Genomic DNA, 23904 nt, shown 5'->3' with positions numbered 1-23904 from the left:
TGGGCGGTCGCCGCGCGAACATGGAGGGCATGACGCACAAACTTCGCGCGGAGTACGGCCCGCAGGGGGCGGCCGGCGGAGTCAAGTCCTGGCACGTGGTGCGGGACGAGGACCCGTCGGTCGCGCTCTGCGGCCGGACCATGCCCGACGACGCCGAGACGCGGCCCGAACAGGACTGGGGCACCGGGCTGCGTTGCTGCCAGCAGTGCGGCTCGCTCTACATGCACGAGACGCCGCACATGCAGGGGAGCCACCCGTACAGCTAGACGTGCCTTTCGGTCATGGCCGAGCTCTGGAGGTCGCCATGAAGCTGCAAGACGAACTGCCGACCGTCGATCGCCGGCTCGCCCTGGTGTGGCGGGTCGGGGCGGGGCTCGGGGGGATCTTCCTGATCGTGTTCGGGATCCTGGGGCTGACCGACCACCCCGGCTTCCTGGCCACCCACGGTGACCGGATCGCCGGGCTGTCGACGAACGGGGCGCTGAGCATCCTGTCCATCGTGGCGGGCGCGGTCCTGGTGGCCGGCGCGGTGATCGGCGGGAACTTCGCGTCCAACCTCAACATGGTGGTCGGGGTGCTGTTCGTCCTGTCCGGTTTCTACGGGCTGACGGTGCTCGGCCGGCCGGACGCGAACATCCTCAACTTCCGGATGTCGAACGTGCTGTTCGCGTTCGTCTTCGGGATCGTCGTGACCACCTTCGGGATGTACGGCCGGGTCAGCAGCCATCTGCCGCACGACAACCCGTTCTGGCGGGAGCGGACCTCGCACGAGGAGCCGCTGCCGTCCGGCGCCGCGAAGACCTTCGTCAAGGTCCTCAACCCCAACCCGGGGCGCACCCGCCCGGTCGGCCACTGAGCTGTGGCGCGGGTAGGGGGCCGCCTATGCTCGGCGGCATGAGTGACATCGTCGAGCTCGACCCCGAAGACAAGAAGATCATCACCCTGGCCCGCTCGGCCCGCGCCCGCAACGGCGTGGCCGAGGGGGCCGCGGTGCGTGACGAGACCGGCCGCACCTATGTCGCCGGGACGGTCGCGTTGGAGTCGCTGCGGCTGAGCGCGCTGCAGGTGGCGGTGGCGATGGCGGCGGCCAGCGGTGCGAAGTCGCTGGAGGCGGCGGCCGTGGTGAGCGAGGCGGAGCAGCCGGCCGAGGCCGATCTGGCGGCGGTGCGGGACCTCGGCGGGGCCGGGACGCCGGTGCTGCTGGCCGGCCCGGACGGGGCGCTGCGGGTGTCCGCCCAGGCCCGCTGAGAGGCCCTGGCGGGCCCTGCCCCCATGCATTCAGCCGATAATCTCACCGGGGGAGTGGACTCGGTGAGGGGCTGGGGCATGGGGGCGTTGGCGTTCGTCGCCGGGCTGGTGCTGTTCGTGATGGGGATGGGCAAGTGGCAGGAGACCGGCACGGTCTACTGGCTCTGGGGTTCACTCGCCTTCCTGCTGCTGCTGGTGGTGTTCTCACTGGTCGGACGGGGCGGCGGCAAGGGCTGACCGCGGGGGTCAGCCGACCCCGGACGGCGGGGCTCCGGTGATCAGGGAGAATGGAGCCCATGAATGCCCCTTCCTCCTCGTACCGCTCCGGGTTCGCGTGCTTCGTCGGCCGTCCCAACGCGGGCAAGTCGACCCTGACCAACGCCCTGGTGGGGACGAAGGTCGCGATCACCTCCGACCGCCCGCAGACCACCCGGCACACCGTGCGCGGCATCGTGCACCGCCCGGACGCCCAGCTCGTGCTGGTCGACACCCCCGGCCTGCACAAGCCGCGCACCCTGCTCGGCGAGCGCCTCAACGACCTGGTCCGCACCACCTGGGCCGAGGTCGACGTGATCGGTTTCTGCCTGCCCGCCGACCAGAAGATCGGCCCCGGCGACAAGTTCATCGCCAAGGAGATCGCCGGGATCAAGAAGACCCCCAAGGTCGCCATCGTCACCAAGACCGACCTGGTCGACTCCAAGCGGCTGGCCGAGCAGCTCATCGCCATCCACCAGCTCGGGATCGAGCTGGGCTTCGAGTGGGCCGAGATCATCCCGGTCTCCGCGGTGGGCGACAAGCAGGTGGAGCTGGTCGCCGACCTGCTCACCAAGCTGCTGCCGGAGGGCGACCAGCTCTACCCGGCGGGCGACCTCACCGACGAGCCCGAGCAGATCATGGTCGCCGAACTGATCCGCGAGGCCGCCCTGGAGGGCGTGCGGGACGAACTGCCGCACTCGCTGGCCGTCGTGGTCGAGGAGATGCTGCCGCGCGAGGGCCGGCCGGCCGACCGCCCGCTGCTGGACATCCACGCCAACGTCTACATCGAGCGGCAGAGCCAGAAGGCGATCGTGATCGGCGCCAAGGGCGCGCGGCTCAAGCACGTCGGCACCACCGCCCGCAAGCACATCGAGGCGCTGCTGGGCACGCCGGTCTACCTGGACCTGCACGTCAAGGTGGCCAAGGACTGGCAGCGCGACCCCAAGCAGCTGCGCAAGCTCGGCTTCTGACCCTCGGCCTCTGACCAGGGAGTCCGAGCGGGCTGCGCGAGGGGTCACGCCCCCTCGCGCAGCACCAGGGACAGCAGCTCCCGCTGGGAGTCGGTGAGTTTGGGGTCGGCGCAGTACACCGTCCGTCCGTCGACGGTGATCTCGTAGTGGAAGCCGTCCGGCACCCCGTACGAGGGCGCGCGCAGCCCGCCCGCGACGGCTTCGCGGGCGAGCGCGTGGACGTGCGGGGCGTCCGTGCGGTCGACGGTGTCGAGCTCCGCGTGGCGGACGATTCCGGCGAGGCCGCCGGTCCGGGTCACCTGGATACGCATGGTGTCCATGGTGCTACCCAGGGAAGGCTTTTGCGGCACTTTTCCCCGACCGTGACCTTGGGCCCCGTCCGGCCGGTCTCGATCCGCTCCCGACCGGCGGCGAACCGGCCGCCCCCGGTTCGTCCCCGGTCGGCCGCCGGGCCGCCGGGCCGCCGCCCCGTCAGCCGGGGCTGACGCCGACCTGCGCCCAGGAGGCCGTCACGGTGTCCGCGACCGAGGCCTGGTCGGGGTAACGGGCCTTGGCGGCGGCCACGGTGGCGCGCGCGAAGGCGGTGAAGTCGGCGTCGGCGGGCAGGCTGCCGCCGGTCAGGGTGTCGTACCAGATCCGCCCGGCGCGCTCCCAGGACCGGCCGCCGAGGGAGGTGGCCAGCAGGTAGAACGCGTGGTTGGGGATGCCGGAGTTGATGTGCACCCCGCCGTTGTCCTCGGTGGTGTCCACGTAGTCCCGCATGTGCGCGGGCTGCGGGTCCTTGCCGAGTTGGGGGTCGTCGTACGCGGTGCCGGGGGCCTTCATCGAGCGCAGCGCGACGCCCTGGACGCCGGGGGCGAGCAGTCCGGCGCCGATCAACCAGTCGGCGCCGGCGGCGTCCTGGTGCAGCGCGTACTGCTTGACCAGCGAGCCGAAGACGTCGGAGACCGACTCGTTGAGCGCGCCGGGCTGGTCCTGGTAGTCCAGGCCGGCGGTGAACTGGGTGACGCCGTGGGTGAGTTCGTGGCCGATGACGTCGATGCAGGCGGTGAAGTCGCCGAAGATCCGCCCGTCGCCGTCGCCGAAGACCATCTGGGAGCCGTTCCAGAAGGCGTTGTCGTAGTTGCGGCCGTAGTGGACGCTGGCGTCCAGCCGCAGCCCCCGGCCGTCGATCGAGTCGCGCCCGAAGGCCTCGGAGTAGAGGGCGAAGGTGGCGCCGAGGCCGTCGTAGGCGTGGTTGACGGAGGCGTCGGTGACCGGGGACTGGCCCTCGGTGCGGACGGTGCGCCCGGGCAGGCGCTGGCCGTGCCCGGCGTCGGCGATCACCCGGCTGAGGCCGGGGTCGGCGGCGGCCGGCGGGGGAGCGGCGAGGCGGGCCGCGCGGTGCGCGGCGTCGAGGGCGAGGGAGTGGACGGCGGGCTGGTGACCGGCCTCGGCGAGGCGGTCCAGGACGTACGGCGGGACGATCGCGCAGATCGGTACTGCTGCAGTCATGTGGCCCAGAGTGAGGCTTCGATGACCGGTTGTCACCAGCTCGGGTCGAACCGGCCACCGTCTCAAGGAGTGGAACGGGAGCCCGGATCACTTCGGGGGCGCGCGGGCCTGGGTTACGCTGGGCCACATCATGCGCAACGGGCTGCTTCTTCTTAGCTGCCGCGTCGAGGGCCTGTAGTCCACTGGGGCCGGCTCCCTCGCCGCGGGGAACGAGCTGTGCGCGGAATCGGCGATCCAACGGTGTATCGCGCGGCGCAGCAGAGGCCGGCCAGTCGGTGTTGATCCCTCCCGACCCGCCCGCACCACGCATCCACAGGAAGCCGAGAGTCCCCTCCATGACCGAGCAGACCTCCGCCGCGTCCGTCCCCGCCGCTCGCGCCTTCGTCGACCGGCCGACCCCGATCACCGCCGCCTCGGTGCGCCAGCGGCCCTCGGGCATGCGCACCGGGCGCTACCTGCCGTTCGGCACCGTCGACCTGCCGGACCGCACCTGGCCGGACCAGGTGATCACCAAGGCGCCGCGCTGGCTCTCCACCGACCTGCGGGACGGCAACCAGGCGCTGATCGACCCGATGTCCCCGGCCCGCAAGCGGAAGATGTTCGACCTGCTGGTCGCCATGGGCTACAAGGAGATCGAGGTCGGCTTCCCGTCCTCCGGGGCCACCGACCACGCCTTCGTGCGGTCGCTGATCGAGGAGGGGGCGATCCCGGAGGACGTCACCATCTCGGTGCTGACCCAGGCCCGCGAGGAGCTGATCGAGAAGACCGTGGAGTCGCTGGTCGGCGCCCCGCGGGCGACCGTCCACCTGTACAACGCGACCGCGCCGCTGTTCCGCCGGGTGGTGTTCCGCAACGACAAGGCCGCCACCAAGGCGATCGCCGTCGACGGCACCCGGCTGGTGATGGAGTACGCGGAGAAGCTGCTGGGCGACGACACCGTCTTCGGCTACCAGTACTCGCCGGAGATCTTCGTGGACACCGAGCTGGACTTCGCGCTGGAGGTCTGCGAGGCGGTGATGGACGTCTGGCAGCCGGGCGAGGGCCGCGAGATCATCCTGAACCTGCCGGCCACCATCGAGCGGGCCACCCCCAACGTCCAGGCCGACCAGTTCGAGTGGATGTCGCGCCGGCTGTCCCGCCGTGAGTTCGTCTGCCTGTCGGTGCACCCCCACAACGACCGGGGCACCGCGGTGGCCTCCGCCGAACTGGCCTACATGGCGGGTGCGGACCGGATCGAGGGCTGCCTGTTCGGGCAGGGCGAGCGGACCGGCAACGTCGACCTGGTGACGCTGGGGATGAACCTGTTCTCGCAGGGCATCGACCCGCAGATCGACTTCTCCGACATCGACGAGGTGCGCCGCACCGCCGAGTACTGCAACCAGATGGAGGTGCACCCGCGCCACCCGTACGCCGGCGACCTGGTGTACACCTCCTTCTCCGGCTCGCACCAGGACGCCATCAAGAAGGGCTTCGAGGTCCTGGAGGCGGACGCGAAGGCCGCCGGAGTGCCGGTGGAGGAGCACACCTGGGGCGTGCCGTACCTGCCGATCGACCCGAAGGACGTCGGCCGCACCTACGAGGCGGTCATCCGGGTCAACAGCCAGTCCGGCAAGGGCGGGGTGGCGTACGTCCTGAAGAACGACCACAAGCTGGACCTGCCGCGCCGGATGCAGATCGAGTTCTCCCGGATCATCCAGGCCAAGACCGACGCCGAGGGCGGCGAGGTCAGCCCGGCGGAGATCTGGCGGGTCTTCGAGGACGAGTACCTGCCGACCACCGGCAACCCGTGGGGCCGGCTGTCGCTGGCCGGTTCGCGCACCCTGACCACCGAGGACGGCCGGGACGCGCTGACCGCGCAGGCCGTGGTGGACGGCACCCCGGTGACCCTGTCCGGCACCGGCAACGGCCCGGTCTCGGCCTTCGCGGACGCGCTGGCCCGGATCGGCGTGGACGTACGGGTGCTGGACTACGCCGAGCACGCGCTGAGCGAGGGCGGCGACGCCCAGGCCGCCGCGTACGTGGAGTGCGCGGTGGACGGCAAGGTGCTGTGGGGCGTGGGCATCGACGGCAACACCGTGCTGGCCTCGCTGAAGGCGATGATCAGTGCCGTCAACCGCTCGCAGCGCGGCTAATTCGTACGGGTGGTACGCGAAGGGCCGTCCCACGGGCGGCCCTTCGCCCTGTGCGCCGCCCGTTGTGGCCTGCGCCACATTTTTTCGGATCGGAAGCCGTTCGAGGTACTGACACGTGCCGGTAACCGTGGCAACATCGATCCACCGGAAAGCCGGGCCGGTGGGACGGCCTCGGTGTCCGGTCGCGTGACCTGCCCATAGTTGTGCAGGCCGCCTGCCATGTCTGGGGAGTGGCGCCGTGACCAGGTTGTGGGGTGTTCGCCCGAGGTGGCGGACCGATGTTCTCGGTGACTTCTTCTGCCCGGGCTGCGGCGGGGACCGCAACTACCGCCGGCAGCACGGCCGGCCGTGGCTGCGACTGCTGGGCACGCCCGTCGTTCCGCTCGGGTCGGTGATCGGCAGCGTCCAGTGCACCACCTGCCACGGGCGCTACGGCGTCGAGGTCCTGGAGCAGCCCACCAGCGTGCGCCTCGGCGCGATGCTGCGGGACGCCCAGTACACGATCGCGCTGGCCCTGCTCGCGGCCGGCGGCACCGCCCACCGGGCGGCCCGCGAGGCGGCCTGCACGGCGGTGCGCGAGGCCGGGTTCGAGGACTGCGGCGAGGCCCAGGTGCTGGCCGCGCTCGCCGCGCTGTCCGGGCTCGGCGGCGAACTCCACGACGCCCACGGGATGGCCGGGGGCCTGGCCGTGGAACTGCGCGCGGTGCTCGAACCGCTCGCCCCGCACCTGGCCCGACAGGGCCGGGAGCGGCTGCTGCTGCAAGGGGCCGCGATCGCCCTGGCCGACGGGCGCTACCTCCCGCAGGAGCGCGAGGCGCTGGCCGCGGTGGGGAGTTGTCTGGACCTGCCGCAGAGCCAGGTGCCGGCGCTGCTGGAGGCGGCGACCCGGACGCCGTACGAGAACCTGTAGGCCTTTCCGGCCCCGGCCCGGCGGACCCGTCCGCGACGGACCTCCCGTATCCCCCACAAACGGGCCCGATCCTCCCCGGCTTCGGCCGGGGGGACCCCCCACTCCGGGCCCGCCGTGACCCGCACTGCGGTGGTCCTCCCCCACGGCCCCCGGTGCGGGCAACACGGCTGTCCGCGGCCGGGCCCGGCGGTGGGGGACAATGGTCGGCATGAGTCTTTTCCGGGACGACGGCGTCGTGTTGCGGGCGCAGAAGCTCGGCGAGGCCGATCGGATCATCACCCTGCTGACCCGCCAGCACGGCAAGGTGCGGGCGGTGGCGCGCGGGGTGCGGAAGACCAAGTCCAAGTTCGGCGCCCGACTGGAGCCGTTCTCGCACGTGGACGTCCAGTTCTTCAGCCGGGGGAGCGAGCTGATCGGGCGCGGGCTGCCGCTCTGCACCCAGGTGGAGACCATCGCCCCGTTCGGCGGTTCGATCGTCACCGACTACGGCCGCTACACCGCCGGCACGGCGATGCTGGAGACGGCCGAGCGCTTCGCCGAGAACGAGGGCGAGCCGGCCGTCCAGCAGTACCTGCTGCTGGTGGGCGGGCTGCGCACCCTGGCGGCCGGGACGCACGAGTCGCACCTGGTGCTGGACGCCTTCCTGCTGCGCTCGCTCGCGGTGAACGGGTACGGCGCGAGCTTCACCGACTGCGCCAAGTGCGGCCTGGACGGGCCGAACCGTTTCTTCTCGCTGCAGGCCGGAGGGGTGCTCTGCGCGGACTGCCGAGTGCCCGGATGTGCCGTACCCTCCCCTGAGACACTGGTACTGCTCGGGGCGCTGCTGTCAGGGGACTGGCGGACGGCCGACGCCTGCGAGCCGCGGTACTGGCGGGAGGGCAGCGGCCTGGTCGCGGCCTATCTGCAGTGGCACCTGGAGCGGGGCATCCGCTCGATGAGATACGTGGAGAAGTGAGCACATGGCAGCGCGACGGCTCTTCGGCGGCGGCAAGCAGCGGGACTACGTTCCCCCGACCCCGCACCCCAGCGGCGCCAAGCCCCCGAAGATCCCCGGCGAGCTGGTCCCCGACCACGTCGCCATCGTGATGGACGGCAACGGCCGTTGGGCCAAGGAGCGCGGGCTGCCCCGCACCGAGGGCCACAAGATCGGCGAGTCCGTCGTGCTGGACGTCCTCAAGGGCGCGATCGAGCTCGGCGTCAAGAACATCTCGCTGTACGCGTTCTCCACCGAGAACTGGAAGCGCTCCCCCGACGAGGTGAAGTTCCTGATGAACTTCAACCGGGACGTCATCCGCCGCCGCCGCGACGAGATGGACGCGATGGGCGTGCGGATCCGCTGGGCCGGCCGGATGCCCAAGCTGTGGAAGAGCGTCGTCCAGGAGCTGCAGGTCGCCGAGGAGCAGACCAAGGGCAACGACGCGGTGACGCTCTACATGTGCGTCAACTACGGCGGCCGGGCCGAACTCGCCGACGCGGCCCAGGCGCTCGCGCTGGACGTGGCGGCCGGCCGGCTGGACCCGAAGAAGGTCAACGAGAAGACCCTCGCCAAGTACATGTACCACCCGGACATGCCGGACGTGGACCTGTTCCTGCGCCCCAGCGGCGAGCAGCGCACCTCCAACTTCCTGCTCTGGCAGTCCGCGTACGCCGAGTTCGTGTTCCAGGACGTGCTCTGGCCGGACTTCGACCGCCGCGACCTGTGGCGCGCCTGCGAGCAGTTCGCGATGCGCGACCGCCGCTTCGGCGGGGCGATCCCGAACGAGCTGCCCGAGCCGCTGGAGCTGCCGACCCAGCGCTGACCGCCGACCGGTGCACGACGAAGGGCCCGCAGGATGCGCTCCTGCGGGCCCTTCGCGGTCCGTCCGTGCGGGCTGCCCCCGTACGGTCGTCAGCCCTTCTTCGCGCAGTCCGCGCAGGTGCCGAAGATCTCCAGGGTGTGGGCGATGTCGCTGAACCCGTGCTCGGCGGCGACCGAGTTGGCCCAGCGCTCCACCGCGGGGCCCTCGACCTCGACGGTGGCGCCGCAGTGCCGGCAGACCAGGTGGTGGTGGTGTCCGCTGCTGCACCGGCGGTAGACGGCTTCGCCGTCGGCGGTGCGCAGCACGTCCACCTCACCGGCGTCGGCGAGCGACTGCAGGGTGCGGTAGACCGTGGTCAGACCGACGGAGTCCCCGCGGTGCTTGAGCAGGTCGTGGAGCTCCTGCGCGCTGCGGAAGTCCGCGATCTCGTCCAGGGCCGACGAGACGGCGGCACGCTGCCGGGTCGATCGGGCGCGCGGCGACGGGCCTGCGGTGGTCACCGTGGGTCCTCCTGGGGTCGTGGGCGTCACGCACCTCATTGTGCCAGCCCGGCCCGCTCCTCCGGAGTGGTCACGGCGGAGGAACTCTTTCCCGGGTCTTGGCCGGGGATTTGACCGGCGATGTGACCGGGCAGCCGGACGTCGCAGACCCGCGGTCCCCGCTCGGCGTCGCCGCGGCGCCGGTGGCGGCGGCGGGCGAGCGGGGCGGCGATCACGCTGAACACCGCGAAGACCGCGATGGCCAGCAGCACGATGGCCGGGCCGGAGGGCACGTTCAGCTGGTAGGAGCTGGTGACACCGGCCAGGGCGACCACCACGCCGAGCGCGATCGAGGCGGCCTGGGTGGCGGCGAAGGAGCGGGTGAGCTGCTGGGCGGCGACCACCGGGACCACCATCAGGGCGCTCACCAGCAGCAGTCCGACCACCCGCATGGCGACCGTGACGGTGACCGCGGCCATCACCGCGAGCAGCAGGTTCAGGGTGCGCACCGGCACCCCGGTGACCCGGGCGAAGTCCTCGTCCTGGCAGATCGCGAAGAGCTGGCGGCGCAGGCCGACGGTGACCGCGATGACCACCGCGCCGAGCACCGCGATGGTGGCCAGGTCGGCGGGGGCGACGGTGAGGATCGAGCCCCACAGGTAGCTCTCCAGCGAGCCGGCCCCGGCCTGGGCGGACATCGAGACCAGCAGCTTGCCGCAGGCCATGCCGCCGTAGAAGAGCATCGCGAGGGCGATGTCGCCGCGCTGGTTGCCGCGCGAGCGGACCAGCTCCATGGTGACCGCGCCCAGCACGCAGACCAGCACGGCCATCCAGACCGGGCTGGTCTGGAAGATGAAGCCGAGGCCGACGCCGGTCATCGCGACGTGCCCCATGCCGTCGCCCATCAGGGCCTGGCGGCGCTGCACCAGGTAGATGCCGACGGCGGGGGCGGTGATCCCGACCAGCACGGCGGCCAGCAGGGCGCGCTGCATGAAGTCGTAGGAGAGCATCTCGGTCATGCGAGCAGCCTCGGCGGGGTGGGGTCGGCGTGCGGGTGGACGTGGTCGTGGCCGGGCAGCGCGTGCAGACCGGTGTTGGGCACGGGCGGGCCGTCGTGCGCGACGCAGCCGTCCCGCAGCACCACGGCGCGGTCGATCAGCGGCTCCAGCGGCCCGAGTTCGTGCAGCACCAGGAGGACGGAGGCGCCGCGTCCGACCTCGGCGCGCAGGGTGTCGGCGAGCACCTGCTGGCTGGCGGCGTCCACGCCGGCCATCGGCTCGTCCATGATCAGCAGGTCGGGGGTGCCGACCAGGGCGCGGGCGATCAGCACCCGCTGCTGCTGGCCGCCGGACAGGTCGGCGACGCCGTCCCCGGCCCGGTCCAGCATGCCGACGGCGGCCAGCGCGCCGTCCACCGCGGCGCGGTCCCGGCGGCGGAAGGGCAGCAGCCGGTGCTGCGGCAGCCGTCCGGTGGAGACCACCTCGCGCACGGTGGCCGGGACGCCGGAGGCGGCGGTGGTGCGCTGCGGGACGTACCCGATCCGGTGCCAGGCGCGGAAGGAGCCGTACGGGGTGCCGAACAGCTCCAGGGTGCCCCGCTCCAGCGGCACGGAGCCGATCACGGCCTTGACGGTGGTCGACTTGCCGGAGCCGTTGGCGCCGAGCAGGGCGACGACCTCGCCCGGTCGGACGGTGAGGTCGACGCCGCGCAGCACCGGCCGGCCGCCGCGCGCGGCGACCGCGTCACGGAGGCGGACGGCCGGGGGTATCGGGTGGGTCATGGTGTGGTGTCCCGTCAGCTCGCGGGGGTGGCGGCGGGGGCGCCGAGGGCGGCCTGGAGGTTGGCCAGGTTCTGCTTCATGACGCTCAGGTAGTCGTCCTTGGCAGGGTCCTTGACGCCCTCCAGCGGGTCCAGGACGGCGGTCTTGAGGCCGAGGTCCTTGGCGACGGTGTCGGCGAGCTTGGGGCTGACCAGGGTCTCGAAGAAGATCGTGGTGACGCCGTTGTCCTTGGCGGCCTTCTGCACCTCGGCGAGGCGGGCCGGGGTGGGCTCGGACTCCGGGTCGACGCCGTTGATGGCGACCTGGGTGAGGCCGTAGTGGTCGGCGAGGTAGCCGAAGGCGGCGTGGCTGGTGACGAAGGTCTTGGTCTTGGCGTCCTTCAGCCCGGCCTGGAACTCCTGGTCCAGCGCGGTGAGCTTGTCGACCAGCGCGTCGGTGTTCTTCCGGTAGTCGTCGGCGTGCGACGGGTCGGCCTCGGCGAACTCGGCGCCGACGCTCTTGGCGATCGCGGCGTAGCGGGTCGGGTCGAGCCAGATGTGCGGGTCGCCGGCCGGGCCCTCGTGCTGGTGGCCGCCGGCCTCGGAGGTGCCCTCGTCGAGGTGGTGGTCGACCAGCGGGCTGGCCGCGGTGGCGTCGATCCGGTGCTTGCTGGACGACTGGTCGACGGCCTGGTCGACGGTGGGCTGGAGGCCCTTGAGGTAGATGATCGCGTCGGCCTTCTGGACGCCGGCGACCTGCTTGGCGGTGAGCTCCAGGTCGTGCGGCTCGACGCCGGGCGCGGTGAGGTCGGTGACCGAGACGTGGTCCCCGCCGATCTGCCGGGCCAGGAACTCCATCGGGTAGAAGGAGGCGACGACGCTCAGCTTGCCGTCCGAGCCCTTGGCGCTGCTGCTGCCGCCGCAGGCCGTGAGGGCCAGTGAGGAGGCGAGGGCGGCAACGGCGAGGGCGGCGGTCTTGCGGGTCCGGCGGCTGAGCAGTCCGATCATCATGACAATCATTCTCATCTGAAGTGGAAATGATTGTCAACTCACTCGGAAGGGTGAACGGGAGGTGTCGATGGGTGGGGGGAGCCGGACGATACCGATTTGAACCCCGTACCCGTCTGGCCGGTAACCTGAGGTACTCGGGTACGAGCAACCAGCCGTGCCCTGACCGTGCCGTACGTACTGAAGAGAGCACTGTGGCCGCCGACAAGATCGACACGATCGTCAGCCTGAGCAAGCGCCGTGGCTTCGTCTACCCCTGCAGCGAGATCTACGGCGGCACGCGTGCCGCCTGGGACTACGGGCCGCTGGGCGTCGAACTCAAGGAGAACATCAAGCGCCAGTGGTGGCGCACGATGGTCCAGGCCCGCGAGGACGTCGTCGGCCTCGACTCGTCGGTCATCCTTGCCCGCGAGGTCTGGGAGGCCTCCGGCCACGTCGCGACCTTCAATGACCCGCTGACCGAGTGCCTCTCCTGCCACAAGCGCCACCGGGCCGACCACCTGGAGGAGAAGTACGAGGCCAAGCACGGCTTCCCGCCGCCGAACGGCCTCAAGGACGTCAACTGCCCCGACTGCGGCACCAAGGGCCAGTTCACCGAGCCCAAGGACTTCTCGGGCATGCTGAAGACCCACCTCGGTGTCACCGAGGAGGCGAGCGGCCTGGCCTTCCTGCGCCCCGAGACCGCCCAGGGCATCTTCACCAACTTCAGTGCCGTCCAGACCACTTCGCGCAAGAAGCCGCCGTTCGGCATCGCCCAGACCGGCAAGAGCTTCCGCAACGAGATCACCCCCGGCAACTTCATCTTCCGCACCCGCGAGTTCGAGCAGATGGAGATGGAGTTCTTCGTCAAGCCGGGCGAGGACGAGCAGTGGCACGAGTACTGGCTCCAGCAGCGCTGGGACTGGTACGTCGACCTCGGCATGCGGACCGAGAACATGCGCTTCTTCGAGCACCCGAAGGAGAAGCTGTCCCACTACGCCAAGCGCACGGTGGACATCGAGTACCGCTTCAACTTCGGTGGCAGTGAGTTCTCCGAGCTCGAGGGCGTCGCCAACCGCACCGACTACGACCTGCGGGTGCACAGCGAGGCCTCCGGCAAGGACCTCCGGTACTTCGACCAGGAGAGCGGCGAGCGGTACTTCCCGTACGTCATCGAGCCGGCGGCCGGCCTCAACCGCGCCATGCTGGCCTTCCTGATCGACGCCTACTTCGAGGACGAGGCGCCCAACGCCAAGGGCGTCATGGAGAAGCGCGTCGGCATGCGGCTCGACCCGCGCCTGGCCCCGGTCAAGGTCGCCGTGCTGCCGCTGTCGCGCAACGCCGAGCTGTCCCCGAAGGCCCGCGGCCTGGCCGCCGACCTGCGCACCGCGTGGAACGTCGAGTTCGACGACGCGGGCGCGATCGGCAAGCGCTACCGCCGCCAGGACGAGATCGGCACGCCGTTCTGCGTGACGGTCGACTTCGACACCCTCGAGGACAACGCCGTGACCGTGCGCGACCGCGACACCATGTCGCAGGAGCGCGTGTCGCTGGACCAGGTGAAGGGCTACCTGGCGGCGCGCCTGATCGGCTGCTGAGTCCGGTGCTTCGGGGAGCCCCCGGCCGTCCTCCTTGGTGAGGACGGCCGGGGGCTCCGCCGTTCTCCGGACGCTCCGATCACTCCGGTCGCTCCGATCACTCCGATCGACCTCGGGCCGGTCAGCGCCGGCCCCAGCGGGGGCGCGGGGCGGTCGGCGGGGCGGTCGGCAGACCGGCCGCGCGGAGGGCGGCGATGGTGCTGCGGTGGTGGGTGGGGTCCGCCAGCAGCGCGTCCAGCAGTCGGCCGTAGAGCCCGGGGTGGCCGTCCAACGCGGCCGCCAGGCGCACCAGTTCGACGGGCGGGCGCAGCGCGGCCAGCTCGTGCAGCAGCAGGGTGGCGAGCGCGGGCGGCAGTTCGGTCGCGAGGTCGGCGAGGTCGGCGGTCGGGCGGCCGGCCGCCTGGCGCAGCAGGGTCCGTACGTCGGCGGGGCGGCCGTGCTGCTGGAGGCAGGCGGCCAGGGAGGTCAGTTCGGGCGTCGGGGCCGAGCCCCACTCCCAGAGCAGGGTGGCGCCGTCGGCGTGCTGCCCGGCCCGCTCCAGGGCGGCGAGCAGGGCTGGGACGGCGGTGGCCGGGTAGGCCCAGAAGGCGTGGAACAGTTCGGCGGCCTCCTCGGCCAGGCCCAGTTCGCGCAGCTGCGCCAGTACGGCGACGGCGTGGTCCGGGGTGCCCCGGGCGGCGGTCCGGGCGAGGTGCAGCGAGGCGCCGGTCGGGCCGCGCTGGGCGAGCATCCCGACCAGCAGGGCGGCGTCGGCGGGGGCGAGGCGGGCGGCGGCCTGGTCCAGCAGGTCCTGGGCCTCGGCGAGGGCGCCGCCGCGGTGGAGTCCGGTGATCCGCTCGGTGAGGGCGCCGAGGTCGGGTCGGATGGGCGGTGGTGGCGGTGGTGGCGGTGGGGGCGCCGGGGCCTGGTGGGGGTGGAGCTCGGGGTGCGGGGGCCCGGGGTGCGGCGGTTCGGAGTGTCGAGGGCCGGAGTGTCGAGGGCCGGAGTGTGGGGGTTCCGAGTGCGGGGGCTCCGGGGGGTGCTGCCGGCGTCTGAGGTTGAGCTCCAACTCCTGTAACCGGTCGCTCAGTTGGAGGCAGCGTGCGCCCAGGCCCTCGCGGAGGGTGCGGGCCTGGGCGAGCTGCCGCAGCAGCTCGCCGTCCGGGCGCTGGCGGCCCGGGCTCGCCCGTACCGCCTCGTTCAGTCGTCGCTCGCGTTGGCCCGCGTAGCGGCTCGCGCGGAGCAACTCGTCCAGTTCTGACCGGAGTTCGGCGGCCCGTTGCTCGCCCTCCGGTTGCTGGCCTGCGGATTCTTCCGTCGACCGCATGCGCATGATCGCCCCAACCTGTCCATCTGTACCCTGACTGCGGGACATCCTGGCGTCGGAATGTGGCGATGGAGTTACGAGAGCGCGACCAGTCGTGCCCGAGTGGTGTCAAGGAGCGCGCAGAGGGCGGTCGTTGCGAGAAGTGCGCCGGTCGCGCTCCGGGTCGGGGGTCGGCTCCCGGGGCCGGTCCGGCGGGTCCTGCCCGGCGTCAGCCGCCGAGTCGCGCCCGCGCCTCCATCAGGGCGAACCCGAGCAGGTTCAACCCCCGCCACTCCAGGGGGCGTTCGGCCCGGATGTCGTCCGCGGCGAGCCCGATGCCCCAGATCCGGTCCAGCGGGCTGGCCTCCACCAGGACGCGGCCGCCGGTGCCCAGCAGGTACTCCCGCAGCGCCTCGTCCTGACCGAACTTGGCGACGTTCCCCTCGACCACCAGCTCGAACCGGCCCGCCGCCCAGACGTCCTGGTCGAAGTCCTTGACCAGTCGGCCCAGCTTCTTCGCCTCGGCGGGCGTCCGGGCCTCCAGCACCTGCCGCTCGATCGCCTCGTCCCCGAACATCCGGGCCTTCCCGGCCATCATCCAGTGCTCGGCGGAGGCGTACGCCACCCCGTCGACGGTGAACCGCCCGGGCCACCACTGGCTCAGGCACTCCTGTCGCGCCGCACCGCCCTTGCGTGCGGTGTGCCCCCAGAACATCACCCACTTCGGCCGCTCCCCGGTGGCCATCAGGGCCGCCAGCTCCTCGCGGTCCCGGACGTCGGCGAAGGGCCGCACCTGCTGCTCGCTCATAATCGTCATTCTGACACGAAGGGTTCGGGGGTCGCCAACGGTTTGCCGACGGCGTGCTCGTGGGCCGGGCGGGGCGAAGAAAAATCACTTGCGGTGGGGGTGATCGGGCGGCAAGATCCTCTCGACCGCGAAACCGCGCAAGGAGGTGAGACCCCGTGAACGCCATAAACCCATGGGTGCTCCCCCTCTCGTCACGGTCGGGCGACTGACACAGGTCTCGCCGGGAGCGCCTCGACAACACGGCACTCCCGAAAGGCCATAGCCATGTCTTCTTCTCCTTCTTCTCTGAAGTTCAGCTCCGACGCGCCGGTGAACGGCATGCGCGAGCGCGAGTTCACCGTCGACGGCGTCCCCGGAGTCCTCTGGTCGCCGGTGTCCGGCACCGACCGGGCGTCCGCCGGCACCGCGCCCCTGATCCTGATGGGCCACGGCGGCGGCAACCACAAGAAGCACCCCGCGATGGCGGGTCGGGCCCAGCGCCTGGTGGCCGGCTGCGGCTTCCACGTCGCCGTCCTCGACGCGCCCGGTCACGGCGACCGGCCGCGGTCGGCGCACGACGAGGCCGAGATCGCCGAGCTCTTCCGGGCCCGGGCGGCCGGCGAGCCGGAGGGCCCGATCGTCGTCCGCTACAACGCCCACCTCGCCGCACTCTCGCTGCCCGAGTGGGTGGCGGCCCTGGACGCGCTCCAGGAACTGCCGGAGATCGGCACCGACGGGCCGGTCGGCTGGTTCGGCCTCAACATGGGCACCGCGATCGGCGTCCCGCTGGTCGCGGGCGAACCCAGGATCAAGGCCGCGGTCTTCGGCCAGCACTGGCCCGACGTCCTGGCCGAGCAGGCGCGGCGGATCACCATCCCGATCGAGTACGACCTGCAGTGGGACGACGAGCACATATCCCGCGAGGACGGTCTCGCGCTGTTCGACGCCTTCGCCTCGACGGAGAAGACGCTGCACGCCAATGCCGGCCGGCACAAGGAACTGCCGAGGTTCGAGGCGGACAGCGCGGTGCGCTTCTTCGCCCGGCACTTCGGTCGGCCGATCGACGCGCTCGCCTGACGGGTGCGGCGGCGCCCGGCTCTCGGCCCCGGGTCGGAGGGCCGGGCGCCGCCGGCTCAGCCCTGGTCGCCCGCGGCGGTCCGCCGCTCGGCTTCCGCGACCAACTCCAGGAAGTGCAACCCGAGTTCGGTGACCTCCTGCGCCGTCCAGTCCTGGGCCGGGCCGTCCAGGCTCACCTCGGCCATGGCGAGGCCGGGGGCGGCGTCCGTCCACTTCGGGACGAACCAGGTCCCCTCCCGCTCGGCGAGCGCGAGGACGGCGGCGTTCAGGGCGCTCGCCGAGTGGGGCAGCCAGAGCTGGAACTCATGGGTCGGCGGGACTTCCGGGAACAGCCTGGCGCCGGGGAGGGCCGCCAGCGCCGGGGCGAGGGCGGCGGCGTGCCGGATTCGGTCGGGGATCCGGGGGAGCACGGTGTCCAGACCGGTGAGCGCGGCGAGGGCGGCCGGCCACTGCTGGTACAGCTGCCCGCCGTAGCGGTGGCGCCAGGTGCGGGCGTAGGCGGTGAAGGCCTTGTCGCCGGCCAGGGCGGCGCCGCTGATCCCGCCGAGGTCCTTGTAGAAGGAGACGTAGACGCTGTCGGCCAGCGCGGCGATCTCATGGAGCGGCCTGCCGAAGTGGGCGGTGGTGTTCCAGAGCCGGGCGCCGTCGAAGTGCACCCGGGCGCCGGCCTCGCGGGCGGCGGCGGTGAGTTCGGTCAGTTCGTCCCAGCTGGGGAGCAGGAAACCCGGGTCGCGGAGCGGGAGTTCCACCGCCAGGGTGCCGAAGGGCTCGCCGAGCAGACGGAGTTCATCGGCGGTCGGGTGGCGCGGCTCGGTGGTGGGCCAGAGACCGCGCAGGCCGGTGAGCTGGGTGTAGGCGTGGCGCTCGTGCCGTTCGAGGTGGCTCTGCGGGTGGAGGGCGACGGCCCGGTTGCCGGTCTGCTCGGCGTGGTGGCGCAGGGCGACCTGCTGGGCCATCGTCCCGCTGGGGAAGAAGACCGCGTCCTCCGTGCCGAGGAGCGCGGCCGTACGCTCCTCCAACTCCCCGACCGGGCCCCCGTTGCCGTAGATGTCGGGGTGGGCGTCCGGGTCGACGGCGGCGGTGAGGGCGGCCAGTCGCTCGCGCATGGTGAGGGGACGGCTGCCGGAGAGGAAGCGGGTGCAGGCCCGGCGAGCCGCGCGCAGGCGTGCCCAGTCGATCTGATCATCGGTCATCCGGCGATTGTCGGTCGGCGGGGGCGTCGGACCAACCGGTTTTCTCTCCGGGGTGGTCGTGGCGGCGGAAGGCTTCGGCGATGACGGCGGGCCGTTCAGGCGGCCGGGATCGACGGATCGATGTGACGCAGGCCACCTGGAAAGGGTGACGCCAGGCTGTCGCGGACGGTCGCGAAGATCGACCCATGACGATCACAGACGAGGACCGCCTCGCCGAGACCCTGGCCTTCAACGAGCGGTTCGAGGCCGCCGCCGCACTCCGCCCGGCCCGCACCGGAACCCCGGACGCCGCCACCCTGACCCGCCTGCGGACCAACCGCCTCGGCGCCGACACGCCCCCCGTGCGACTGCCGCAGGGCCGTGACCGCGTCGTGGCCGGCGGGGTGACGGTCCGCACCTTCGTGCCCGAGCAGGTCGACGGCGTGTACCTGCACATCCACGGTGGCGGCTGGGCCTTCGGCTCGGCCGCCGGGCAGGACGAGAAGCTGTGGCGCCTCGCCACCGAGGCACGGCTCGCCGTGGTGAGCGTGGACTACCGCCTGGCGCCCGAACACCCCTTCCCGGCCGGCCCGGACGACTGCGAAGCGGCCGCCCGCTGGCTGGTGGACCACGCCGAGGCCGAGTTCGGCACCCGGCGGCTGCTGGCCGGCGGCGAGTCGGCCGGGGCCCACCTCGCCGTCCTCACCCTGCTCCGGCTGCGCGACCGGCACGGCATCACCGGCGTGTTCCGGGCCGCCCACCTCGCCTTCGGCGCGTACGACCTGTCGATGACGCCCAGTCAGCGGCTCTTCGGCTCCCGGCGGTTGCTCAGCAACACCGAGGCGATCCAGGGGAGTTACCAGCTCTTCACGCCCGGGATGACCCCCGAGCAGCGCCGCTCCCCGGAGGTCTCCCCGCTGTACGCCGACCTGGCCGGACTGCCGCCCGCCCGGCTGGTCGTCGGCACCGAGGACCCCCTGCTGGACGACTCGCTGTTCCTCGCCCAGCGGTGGCGGGCGACCGGGGTGCCCGTCCGGCTCGACGTGGTGGCCGGCGCGATGCACGGCTTCACGCTGTTCCCGCTGACCGTCACCGAGCGCGAACAGCGGAGGGAGCGGGACTACCTGGCCGGCGCGGGGCGGTAGCGTCGCCCGCATGGACCGCACCCCCCGGCTCTACGCACTGGTGGAGGAGCTGCGCGCGGCGGCGCCCCGATCCCGGACCGTCGCCGCGCTCGCCGCCCGCTTCGAGGTGAGCACCCGTACCGTGCAGCGCGACCTCCAGGCGCTGATGGCGGCGGGCGTGCCGGTGCGCACCACGACCGGGCGGGGCGGCGGCTGGTCGATCGACCCGGCGATGACCCTCCCGCCGATCCGCTTCACCCCGGAGGAGGCCTCGGCCCTGGTCGCCGCGCTCGCCGCCGCCGACGCCTCGGCCCCGTACGCCGGCGCGGCCCGCACGGCCTCGCAGAAAATCGCGGCCACCATGAGCGGCCCCGCCTCGACGGCGGCCCAGCAGCTCGCCGCCCGCATCGTCGCCCTGCCGGCCCGCACCGCCGAGTCGGTGCGCGGCGCCGTCGAGCAGGCCCTCAGCGGCGGCACGGTGCTGCGGCTGTCCTACGTCGACGCGGCGGGCCGCGAGAGCGACCGTGCGGTGGAACCGGCCGGGCTGCTCACCGCCGAGGGCAAGTGGTACCTGATCGCCTGGTGCCGCACCCGGCAGGCCGGCCGCGGCTTCCGGCTGGACCGGATCACGGCGGCGACCCCGACCGGAGAACCGGCGCCGCCGCACGACCTGGCGAGCCTGCTGGCCGGCTCGTCCGCCGCCGGCGCGGCGAGGCCCGCGGCGCTGGCCCCGCTCGCGCCGTGAGGCCCCCGGGGCGGGGTCAGGAGTACTGCGGGTACAGGTCGTCCGGGAGCAGGCCGTTGCCGTGGTGGGTGGCGAAGCTGGAGTAGGTGGAGCGGATCCGGGCGGCCTGGGAGGTCCGCTGCCGTTCGATCAGCAGGCCCTCCGCGCCGCCCGCCCACTGCCGGTGGGCCCGCTCGCGGCGGGCCAGGTGCAGGGTGATGCCTCCGACGACGGCCGCCAGGGCGGCCAGGAACACGAGAACGAAGCTCATGAGCTCCCCCTTCCTTCGGACTCGATCATTGTGCGAATCAAGTATGGCGGAACGGGCCGCTGACCGGCTATAGCGTGAAGTAGCTTGAGATGTATGGCAGATGATGGTTCAGGTGGCACCCCAGCGGCCGTTCCGCCACCCGCGCGCAGTGCGGTGCCCGCGCTGATGTTCTCGCAGGGCGTCAGCGTGGCGGGCACCCAGGTCACGGCGCTGGCGCTGCCCGCGCTGGCGATCCTGCTCCTGGACGCCGGTCCGCTGGCGGCCTCGCTGCTCTTCGCGCTGGAGTACGGGGTGCAGGGGCTGACCGGGCCGTTCGCCGGGGTGCTGGTGGACCGGGTCGCCTCCCGACGGCGGCTGCTGGTCGCGGTGGACGTCCTCCAACTGCTGCTGATCGCCACCGTCCCGCTGGCGCACGCCGCCGGCGCGCTGACCCTGGGCCACCTCTACGCGGTCGCGGCCGTCTCCGGGGCGCTGGGCGGGGTCTCCGCCATCGCGGTGCCGACGGTGGTGGCCGACTTCGTGCCCAAGGACGGCCTGGTGGCGGTCAACGCGAAGCTGGCCGGGGCCCGTTCGGTCGGCCAGATCGCCGGCCCCGGACTGGCGGCCACCCTGGTGCAGGCGGTGGGGGCGGCGACCGCGATGGTCGCGGACGCGGTCAGTTACGGGCTGTCCGCACTGGCCCTGAGCCTGCCCCGGCTGCGGCGCGGCGCGGAACCGGAGCAGCCCGCCGCGGAACCGGAGCAGCCCGCCGCGGAACCGGAGCAGCCCGCCGCGCGCCCCGGGATCGTGGCGTCGCTGCGGGAGGGGATCGGCGTGCTGCGCGACCAGCCGCTGCTGACCCGGCTCGCCGTCGCCGCGGCCGCGCTCAACCTCGGCGGGGCCGGACTGGCCGGACTGTTCGCCTACTTCGCCTACCAGGTCGTGGACTTGGGCCCCGGTGAACTCGGGCTGACCCAGGCCGTCTACAGCATCGCCGCGGTGACGGCCGTGCTCACCGCCCGGCGGGTGATCCGGCGGATCGGCCTGACCAGGGTGATCCCGGTCTTCGGCCCGCTCGCCGCCGGCGCGCTGTTCCTGATCCCGCTGGCCTCGCTCGGTGCCGCGCTCCCGGTGCTGATCGCCTACCAGGCGGTGTTCGGCTTCTGCGCGACGGTCTGGGGCGTCAGTTGGGTGACCCTCCAGCAACAGCTTTCCCCGCCCGAGCAGTTGGGCCGGGTGCTCGGCCTGTCCCGCTCGATCGGCCAACTCGTCATGCCGGTCGGCGCGTTGCTGGGCGGCACGCTGGCCGGCGCGGTCGGCACCACCGGGGCGCTGGCCGTGTTCGCCTCGATCGCCCTGGCCGGCACCCTGGCCGTGGTCACCACCCGGCCCCGGCCGGTGCTGACCGGGGAGAGCCCGGCGTGACGCGCCAACGGCCCCGTTCGGTAGGGCGGTTCGGCAGGTAGCCTCCGGACCATGCCCACTCCCGCCGCGCTCACCCTCCCCACCCGCTTCGACGGCGACCCGGACCGGGTCGCACTGATCGTCCCCGGCACCGGATACACGCCCGCCCGGCCGCTGCTCCACTTCGCCCGCTCGGTGCTGCTGCGGCACGGCTGGACGGTCCACGAGCTGTGGTGGCGACTCCCGGACGAATTCGTCGAGTTCACAAGGGAGCGGCGGATCGCCTGGGTCGAGCGCCAGGTCGCCGAAGCGGTCGACGCCGAGGGCGGCGCCTGCCGGCTGCTGGTCGGCAAGTCACTGGCCTCCTTCGCCGCCGGCCTCACCGCCGACCGCGAACTCGCGGCCGCCTGGCTCACCCCCGTACTGACCCTCGACCACGTGGCCCGCGCCCTCCACCGGGCCACGGCCCCGACGCTCCTGGTCGGCGGCGGCGCCGACCGGCTCTGGGACCGCGCGGTCGCCGACTCCACCGGCCACCCCGTCCTGGAGCTGCCCGCCGCCGACCACAGCCTCGAACTGCCGAACGACCCCCTCGGGTCGCTCGACCACCTGCGGACGGTCGTCGCCCGCCTGGACACCTTCATCGCCGCGCTGACCACCTGAGCGCAGGCCGCTTGAGCGCCGACCACCGCCGGCCGCCATCGAAGGCCAGACGGGCCAGACGGGCCAGACGGGTCAGACAGGCCAGACGGGCCAGACGGGCCAGACAGGGGGTGACGCCGAGCCCGGCCCCCAGGACACCCATCACGCACATCACTCGAACCGACGTGCGCCTGCGGCTCGACGGCCATGGGAACCTCCCCCGGGCCGCTCCGGCGATCGCCCGACCTCGACGACAAGGGCCCCGCGACCGGGAGGAATCCGGTCGCGGGGCCGTTGCGCCGTCGCCCTGGGCCCGTAGGCCCGGGCGGCTCAGCCGATGGAGCGCGGCAGACGGGTGGTCAGGTACAGCACGGTGAAGGAGCCCAGCAGCTGGATGCCGAGGCAGATCGCGAGCGCGCGGCCCATGCCGAAGCTGGGGGAGAGGGACAGGTAGAGGGTGCCGAGGGTGGCGACGCCGAGGGCGAGGCTGGACTGCTGGCCGGTGGCGAGCACGCCGCTGCCGACACCGGCCCGGGCGGCGGGCACCTTGGCGAGCACGACCCGGAACAGCGGGGTGCCGATCAGGCCCTGGCCGATGCCCGCGAGGGCGACGCCGGGCGCCATCCGCAGCGGGGAGAAGTGGTCGGCGTCGGCGAGGACGGTCAGCGCGATGGTGACCAGGCCGAGGGCCTGGACGACGGCGCCGGCGCTGAGCACCCGGCTGCCCCAGCGGCCGATCAGCCGCGGGCCGGAGAGCGAGGCGGTGAAGTAGCCGACGGCCATCGGGACGAGCGCCCAGCCGGCCGCGACCACGCCGAGCCGCAGACCCTGCTGGAGGGCGACGGCGATGACGAACATGAACCCGCCGAAGCCGGCGAAGTAGGGGAGCGCGATGCCGAGGCCGCGGCGCATCTCGGGGATCCGCAGCAGGGACGGCGGCACCAGCGGGGTGCCGCCGCGCTGCTCGGCGCGGCGCTCGACCAGCGCGAAGGTGACGGCGAAGACCGGGAACAGGGCGAGCAGCACCCAGGACCAGAGCGGCCAGCCGGCCGCGCGGCCCTCCATCAGCGGGATGAGCAGCGAGAGCAGGGTGGCGGTGAGCAGGGCGGTGCCGGGCACGTCGACCGCGGCGGCCTGGCTGGCCCGGCTCTCCGGCACGTACCGGACGGCGAGGACCACGGCGAGCAGCGCGAACGGGACGTTCAGCAGGAAGACGGAGCGCCAGCCGGTGCCGAACAGGTCGGCGGCGACCAGCATCCCGCCGAGCACCTGCCCGATCACCACCGAGATTCCGCCGACCGCGCCGTAGACGCTGAGGGCGCGGCCGCGCCGGGCGCCGTCGGTGGCGGCGGTGATGGTGCCGAGCACCTGGGGGATGAGCAGGGCGGCCGAGGCGCCCTGGGCGGCCCGGGCGGCGACCAGGGACCACGCGTCGGGGGCGAGTCCGCAGGCCAGCGAGGTGAGGGCGAAGGCGGCGGCGCCGACGACGAACAGCCGGCGGCGGCCGAAGATGTCGCCGAGTCGTCCGCCGAGGACGAGCAGGACGGCGAAGGCGATGCCGTAGCCGGCCGCGACGAGTTCCAGGACGGCCGGTCCGGCGGCCAGGTCCTCGTCGATGGTGGGCAGGGCGACGTTGACGATGAAGAAGTCCAGCATCGGCAGGAAGGCCCCGAGCAGGACGGTGACCAGCCCGGCGGTGCCGAGCGAGGGGGAGGAGGACGGGGAGGAGGAAGGGGAGTGGGGAGCGGGAGCGGTCCGTACCGGGGCCGGGGCGACGGCGAGTCGTTGAGTCACGGGTCATACGATCC

The 23904-nt window shown here is 72.7% G+C and carries 26 protein-coding genes; 15 read left to right on the top strand and 11 right to left on the bottom strand.

Annotated elements, in window-relative coordinates; genetic code table 11:
* Window positions 1-29 precede the first annotated feature (29 nt).
* The 5 genes from ACZ47G_RS12970 to era are packed head-to-tail and all read left to right on the top strand — an operon-like array spanning window position 30 to window position 2474.
* A complete protein-coding gene (locus tag ACZ47G_RS12970) occupies window positions 30-266 on the top strand; it encodes a hypothetical protein (protein ID WP_465741888.1) in 237 nt (78 codons plus the stop codon).
* 38 nt (window positions 267-304) lie between these two features.
* On the top strand, window positions 305-856 hold the full coding sequence (locus ACZ47G_RS12965; protein WP_465741887.1) for a DUF4383 domain-containing protein: 552 nt from the start codon (window positions 305-307) through the stop codon (window positions 854-856).
* Between the two features lie 38 nt (window positions 857-894).
* Window positions 895-1248, top strand: a complete 354-nt coding sequence (locus ACZ47G_RS12960) for a cytidine deaminase (protein WP_380455463.1) — start codon at window positions 895-897, stop codon at window positions 1246-1248.
* Between the two features lie 54 nt (window positions 1249-1302).
* The gene (locus ACZ47G_RS12955) at window positions 1303-1485 is read left to right on the top strand and encodes a hypothetical protein (protein ID WP_360228745.1); all 183 of its coding nucleotides are present in this window, start codon (window positions 1303-1305) and stop codon (window positions 1483-1485) included.
* 59 nt (window positions 1486-1544) lie between these two features.
* Window positions 1545-2474 (top strand): GTPase Era, encoded by a 930-nt coding sequence (gene era / locus ACZ47G_RS12950; protein WP_049651090.1) that lies wholly within the window; start codon window positions 1545-1547, stop codon window positions 2472-2474.
* Window positions 2475-2518: 44 nt separating this feature from the next.
* Here the strand turns inward: era and ACZ47G_RS12945 are convergent, their stop codons facing one another.
* Window positions 2519-2785, bottom strand: coding sequence for a protealysin inhibitor emfourin (locus ACZ47G_RS12945; RefSeq protein ID WP_188304439.1), 267 nt, complete (start codon window positions 2783-2785; stop codon window positions 2519-2521).
* A 160-nt stretch (window positions 2786-2945) separates the two neighbouring features.
* The gene (locus tag ACZ47G_RS12940; protein WP_465741884.1) at window positions 2946-3968 is read right to left on the bottom strand and encodes a M4 family metallopeptidase; all 1023 of its coding nucleotides are present in this window, start codon (window positions 3966-3968) and stop codon (window positions 2946-2948) included.
* 335 nt (window positions 3969-4303) lie between these two features.
* On the opposite strand from ACZ47G_RS12940, the gene leuA reads away from it, so the two are divergent.
* From leuA to ACZ47G_RS12920, 4 genes are all read left to right on the top strand, one after another.
* The gene (gene leuA, locus ACZ47G_RS12935) at window positions 4304-6100 is read left to right on the top strand and encodes a 2-isopropylmalate synthase (protein WP_380455459.1); all 1797 of its coding nucleotides are present in this window, start codon (window positions 4304-4306) and stop codon (window positions 6098-6100) included.
* A gap of 238 nt (window positions 6101-6338) precedes the next feature.
* Window positions 6339-7010: a TerB family tellurite resistance protein gene (locus ACZ47G_RS12930; RefSeq protein WP_465741882.1), complete on the top strand. Its 672-nt coding sequence runs from the start codon at window positions 6339-6341 to the stop codon at window positions 7008-7010.
* Between the two features lie 208 nt (window positions 7011-7218).
* Window positions 7219-7965, top strand: coding sequence for a DNA repair protein RecO (gene recO, locus ACZ47G_RS12925; RefSeq protein ID WP_188304435.1), 747 nt, complete (start codon window positions 7219-7221; stop codon window positions 7963-7965).
* A gap of 4 nt (window positions 7966-7969) precedes the next feature.
* Entirely contained in the window at window positions 7970-8809 is an 840-nt protein-coding gene (locus ACZ47G_RS12920; RefSeq protein WP_465741879.1) for an isoprenyl transferase, read from the top strand.
* A gap of 89 nt (window positions 8810-8898) precedes the next feature.
* Here ACZ47G_RS12920 and ACZ47G_RS12915 read toward each other — a convergent pair whose 3' ends face one another.
* Genes ACZ47G_RS12915 through ACZ47G_RS12900 form a run of 4 tightly spaced genes read right to left on the bottom strand, consistent with a single transcriptional unit; the run spans window position 8899 to window position 12057 of the window.
* Entirely contained in the window at window positions 8899-9309 is a 411-nt protein-coding gene (locus ACZ47G_RS12915; protein WP_188304433.1) for a Fur family transcriptional regulator, read from the bottom strand.
* 35 nt (window positions 9310-9344) lie between these two features.
* Window positions 9345-10307 (bottom strand): metal ABC transporter permease, encoded by a 963-nt coding sequence (locus ACZ47G_RS12910; RefSeq protein ID WP_465741877.1) that lies wholly within the window; start codon window positions 10305-10307, stop codon window positions 9345-9347.
* Window positions 10304-11068: a metal ABC transporter ATP-binding protein gene (locus ACZ47G_RS12905; RefSeq protein WP_465741875.1), complete on the bottom strand. Its 765-nt coding sequence runs from the start codon at window positions 11066-11068 to the stop codon at window positions 10304-10306. The genes ACZ47G_RS12910 and ACZ47G_RS12905 overlap by 4 nt, the downstream gene beginning before the upstream one ends.
* A 14-nt stretch (window positions 11069-11082) precedes the next feature.
* Window positions 11083-12057, bottom strand: coding sequence for a metal ABC transporter substrate-binding protein (locus tag ACZ47G_RS12900; protein WP_465741873.1), 975 nt, complete (start codon window positions 12055-12057; stop codon window positions 11083-11085).
* A gap of 191 nt (window positions 12058-12248) precedes the next feature.
* Here ACZ47G_RS12900 and ACZ47G_RS12895 point away from each other — a divergent pair, with 191 nt between their 5' ends.
* Window positions 12249-13631 (top strand): glycine--tRNA ligase, encoded by a 1383-nt coding sequence (locus ACZ47G_RS12895; RefSeq protein WP_380455448.1) that lies wholly within the window; start codon window positions 12249-12251, stop codon window positions 13629-13631.
* Between the two features lie 121 nt (window positions 13632-13752).
* On the opposite strand, the gene ACZ47G_RS12890 is transcribed toward ACZ47G_RS12895, so the two are convergent.
* The gene (locus ACZ47G_RS12890; RefSeq protein WP_465741870.1) at window positions 13753-14937 is read right to left on the bottom strand and encodes a hypothetical protein; all 1185 of its coding nucleotides are present in this window, start codon (window positions 14935-14937) and stop codon (window positions 13753-13755) included.
* Window positions 14938-15145: 208 nt separating this feature from the next.
* On the bottom strand, window positions 15146-15724 hold the full coding sequence (locus ACZ47G_RS12885) for an NADAR family protein (protein WP_465741868.1): 579 nt from the start codon (window positions 15722-15724) through the stop codon (window positions 15146-15148).
* A gap of 318 nt (window positions 15725-16042) precedes the next feature.
* Here ACZ47G_RS12885 and ACZ47G_RS12880 point away from each other — a divergent pair, with 318 nt between their 5' ends.
* Window positions 16043-16780: an alpha/beta fold hydrolase gene (locus ACZ47G_RS12880; RefSeq protein ID WP_465741866.1), complete on the top strand. Its 738-nt coding sequence runs from the start codon at window positions 16043-16045 to the stop codon at window positions 16778-16780.
* A gap of 56 nt (window positions 16781-16836) precedes the next feature.
* Here the strand turns inward: ACZ47G_RS12880 and ACZ47G_RS12875 are convergent, their stop codons facing one another.
* Window positions 16837-17973: a threonine aldolase family protein gene (locus tag ACZ47G_RS12875; RefSeq protein WP_465741864.1), complete on the bottom strand. Its 1137-nt coding sequence runs from the start codon at window positions 17971-17973 to the stop codon at window positions 16837-16839.
* A 185-nt stretch (window positions 17974-18158) separates the two neighbouring features.
* On the opposite strand from ACZ47G_RS12875, the gene ACZ47G_RS12870 reads away from it, so the two are divergent.
* Together ACZ47G_RS12870 and ACZ47G_RS12865 are read left to right on the top strand one after the other, a co-directional pair.
* The gene (locus ACZ47G_RS12870) at window positions 18159-19097 is read left to right on the top strand and encodes an alpha/beta hydrolase (RefSeq protein WP_465741862.1); all 939 of its coding nucleotides are present in this window, start codon (window positions 18159-18161) and stop codon (window positions 19095-19097) included.
* A gap of 10 nt (window positions 19098-19107) precedes the next feature.
* Entirely contained in the window at window positions 19108-19821 is a 714-nt protein-coding gene (locus ACZ47G_RS12865) for a helix-turn-helix transcriptional regulator (RefSeq protein WP_465741860.1), read from the top strand.
* Window positions 19822-19837: 16 nt separating this feature from the next.
* Here the strand turns inward: ACZ47G_RS12865 and ACZ47G_RS12860 are convergent, their stop codons facing one another.
* A complete protein-coding gene (locus ACZ47G_RS12860; protein WP_465741858.1) occupies window positions 19838-20071 on the bottom strand; it encodes a hypothetical protein in 234 nt (77 codons plus the stop codon).
* Between the two features lie 165 nt (window positions 20072-20236).
* On the opposite strand from ACZ47G_RS12860, the gene ACZ47G_RS12855 reads away from it, so the two are divergent.
* Both ACZ47G_RS12855 and ACZ47G_RS12850 read left to right on the top strand, forming a co-directional pair.
* Window positions 20237-21475: an MFS transporter gene (locus tag ACZ47G_RS12855; protein WP_465741856.1), complete on the top strand. Its 1239-nt coding sequence runs from the start codon at window positions 20237-20239 to the stop codon at window positions 21473-21475.
* Window positions 21476-21526: 51 nt separating this feature from the next.
* Complete coding sequence (locus tag ACZ47G_RS12850; RefSeq protein ID WP_465741854.1) at window positions 21527-22117, top strand: alpha/beta fold hydrolase; 591 nt, start codon at window positions 21527-21529, stop codon at window positions 22115-22117.
* Between the two features lie 309 nt (window positions 22118-22426).
* On the opposite strand, the gene ACZ47G_RS12845 is transcribed toward ACZ47G_RS12850, so the two are convergent.
* The gene (locus tag ACZ47G_RS12845; RefSeq protein ID WP_465741852.1) at window positions 22427-23890 is read right to left on the bottom strand and encodes an MFS transporter; all 1464 of its coding nucleotides are present in this window, start codon (window positions 23888-23890) and stop codon (window positions 22427-22429) included.
* Window positions 23891-23904 lie beyond the last annotated feature (14 nt).

This window comes from Kitasatospora sp. NPDC030952, assembly GCF_055571335.1.
Note: the sequence above shows the minus strand (reverse complement) of the source record. Positions and strands in the feature narration are given on the sequence as shown.